2 protein-coding genes and 1 pseudogene are annotated in these 3,285 nt (G+C 63.5%); all 3 read right to left on the reverse strand.

Annotation, left to right across the window (positions count from 1 at the left end):
- Positions 1-62: 62 nt before the first annotated feature.
- A complete protein-coding gene (locus WAN71_RS22435; protein WP_422227441.1) occupies positions 63-1,499 on the reverse strand; it encodes an MCE family protein in 1,437 nt (478 codons plus the stop codon).
- A gap of 7 nt (positions 1,500-1,506) precedes the next feature.
- The gene (locus WAN71_RS22440) at positions 1,507-2,376 is read right to left on the reverse strand and encodes an ABC transporter permease (RefSeq protein ID WP_422227442.1); all 870 of its coding nucleotides are present in this window, start codon (positions 2,374-2,376) and stop codon (positions 1,507-1,509) included.
- A gap of 1 nt (position 2,377) precedes the next feature.
- Positions 2,378-3,169: pseudogene (locus tag WAN71_RS22445) on the reverse strand (MlaE family ABC transporter permease).
- Positions 3,170-3,285: the final 116 nt, after the last annotated feature.

Consider the following 3,285-nt stretch of genomic DNA (forward strand, 5'->3'; position numbering starts at 1 on the left):
CGCAGTGAAGAACAGCAGCACCAGGGAGATGATGCCGAGCTTGACGAGGGTTCCGGTGATTTTCATGGGTTGATCGTTTGGTCCCCCATTTGGCGGCCCCAGACGTACTCAGCTGCGTACGGGGAACCGGTATCGACATGGTTATACGGCGCAAGGCTGTTGCCGGTGTCCATCACCAGCGTGGGTGCGGGCCAGAGATCACGGGTGATGGTCTGCCAGCAACCCGGTGCCCCGCCCGGTCCGCCGTGAGCGTTTATCCGTGGCAGGTTCTCCGGATAGACATACGGATTGGGCGCCCCACCGACCAGTCCGGCTAGCGCCAGGAGCCCCTGGGTGGCCAAGGTGAGGCCGAGCCCGGGCAGACTCAGAGTCAGCCCCAGCCCAGAGAAGATTTCGCTCTCGGACCGCAGCGAATAGCCGTTGGCGCCACCGGCAAACGCGGCGACCTTCGGTTCGCCGTCGTGCAAGTTGCGGATGGCGCAGTACACCTCGGGACTGTAGGTATCCAGCAGCTGAGCCGACGGCACCAAATCGGCGGCGCCGCGGGCCAGATATGGCCCGCCGCGGTTGAAGATGTCGGCGCCGGTGCGGCCGAAGCCGGCCGCCGCCAACAATGCCTGATCCAGATCCTTTTCATGATCGTGGATCGTGCGCGCCGTCGTCACCGCGTTGTTCAGGAAGTCGAACAGGTCAGGCGACGCGTCGGCGTAGGTGTCGCCCAGAGTCGCCAATTGCTGAATGTCGTGGCGGATCGTCGGCATTCGCGGGTTGATCTCGTCGAGCGAAGCGCTGCCGCTGATGATCGACTGCCCGAACTTGTCGCCCAACCCGCTCAACGCCTGCGCGGCGGCGCTCAGCGTGAGGTTGACCTTGACCGGATCGACTTTTTCGGCGATCGACGTGATTGTTTGGAACAGCGTGTTGATCTCCGTCGTCACCGACCTTGCATCGATGCAAGGAGCACTCTTTTCCCCTAGACACCTCGTGTTCTGCGACGTCATATGTTGCGGCGACCGGTTTTTCGGCGAAGTCAACGACACGTACTTTTCACCGAACACCGTGGTCGCCACGATCCGCGCGTCCACGTTGGCCGGAATCAGGTAGCAGCCTTGGGGCGGGCCGCCCGAAGCGCCGCAGAAGCTCGGCGAACGCTGGAGGTACTTCTGGTAGACATCCAAGGTGAACTTGGCCGCAGGCTTGCCACCCTGGTCAATACACTTCAGAGCGGGAATCTCGCCGCGATCTGGGCTTACACAGATCTCGTCGATGTTGGCCACCCGGCCGATCTGCACCCCGTTGTAGGTGACTTTCGAGCCGGGATCCATCACCAGGCCCGCCCGATCGGACAGCATTGTCATCGGGGTCTTGTCGATCCAGTGCCCGTTGTATTGCCAGTACACCATCCACAGCACAAGCGCACCGACCAGAAAGACGATGAAACCGGCCACCCGGAAGGGCTGGAACGGCGCCTTGTTGATCTTCCCGCGTGGAGTCGTCATGGGCCGCCTACACCGTGAAGTTGAAGTTCGGGTTGACGCCGTAGAGCGCCATTTCGGCCAACAGGATGACGATTGGGTTCGCGACCAACGAGAAGCGCATCGACCGGCCGACTGCCTCACCGACACCGACCGGACCGCCGCTAGCGTTGTAGCCGTAATAGCAGTGCGAGAGCATCACGACCCCGGCGATGATGATCACCTCCACGAACGACCAGAACACGTCGTTAGGCCGCAGGAACGTTCGGAAGTAGTGCTCGTAGGTACCGGACGTCTGTCCGTACAGCGCCGTCGTGACCACCTGCGGAGACAGGAAGGACAAAATCAGGCCCACCGCGTAGAGCGGGATGATCACCACCAGCCCAGCCAGCGCCCGTGTGGACACCAGGTACGCCGTCGACTTGACCCCCATCACCTCCAGCGCGTCGATCTCCTCGCTGATCCGCATGGCGCCCAGTTCCGCGGTGGCGCCGGCGCCGACCGTGGCCGCCAGCGCGATACCGGTGACGATCGGGGCAACCAGGCGCACATTGATAAATGCGGAGAGGAACCCGAGCAAGGTCTCGAGTCCGATGTGGCCCAGCGACGCCAGGCCTTGAATGGCGACCAGCGAACCGGCCGAGAGAGTCACGAAAGCGATGATGACCGCGGTGCCGCCGATGATGGCCATGGCGCCGGTGCCCATGCCTACCTCGGCGATCAGCCGCAGGATTTCCTTGCGGTAGCGGGTGATCGCCCACCACATGTCGCGACCGCCGATGACCGCGAACCAGCCGATCTTTCCGGCCTCGTCAAAGGGTCGGGTCGCGGCGTCACGGTAGCGACGGAGGTTGGCGGCTGCCCGCGGGAACCGGCCGCGTAGTACTGCAGATGTCGACATGTCAGCGCCCCGTTCCGAATCGCACGCCGATGGTGGTCAGCACCACGTTGACCGCGAACAACGCGACCACGCACAACACCACGGTTTCGTTGACGGCGGTGCCCAGGCCCTTAGAACCGCCGCGCACGGTCAGCCCGCGGTAGCAGCCGACCAGGCCCGCGATCATCCCGAAAGCCAACGCCTTGATCGTCGCGATGACCACTTCGGGCAGTCCGGTGAGGGTGGTCAGCGTGGCCAGGTAGGCCCCGGCCGACACGTTCTGCATGTAGACACCGAACAGGAACCCACCGACCAGGCCGACCATGCTCACCAGGGCGTTGAGCAGCATCCCGCACAGGGCACAGGCGAGCACCCGCGGCACCACCAGTCGGTGGATGGGGTCGATGCCGAGCACCTCCATCGCGTCGATCTCCTCGCGGATGGTGCGCGCACCCAGGTCGGCTCAGATGGCCGTCGACACAGCGCCGGCGATCACCAGCACCGTGTTGATCGGCCCGATCTGAGTGATCACCGCGATGCCCGCGCCCGCGCCCGAGATGTCGGCGGCGCCGACCTGGATCAGCAGGATGTTGAACGTGAAGATGAATAGCGCGGTCACCGGCACCGAGACCGCCATCGTCGGCAGCAGTGCCACCCGCAGGATGAACCAGCACTGCAGGATGAATTCTTTCCACTGAAACGGGAAGCGGAACAACGCTTTTCCGGTCAATACACACATCCGGAAAAAGCCGCCGACGAGAACCAGTGGCGGGCCTAGTTGGTCACGGACGTAATCGGTGAGGCGCGGCTGCATCGTCGTCACCATCGCTAATCTCCTTACGTCAATGGCTCATTCGCCTGGCGCGCATTGCTGTCCATTCGGCGACGGATTGCTCGTCACTGATGCCGCTCCCGAACGCGGAGCAGCAT

The organism is Mycobacterium sp., assembly GCF_049280035.1.
GTDB lineage: Bacteria > Actinomycetota > Actinomycetes > Mycobacteriales > Mycobacteriaceae > Mycobacterium.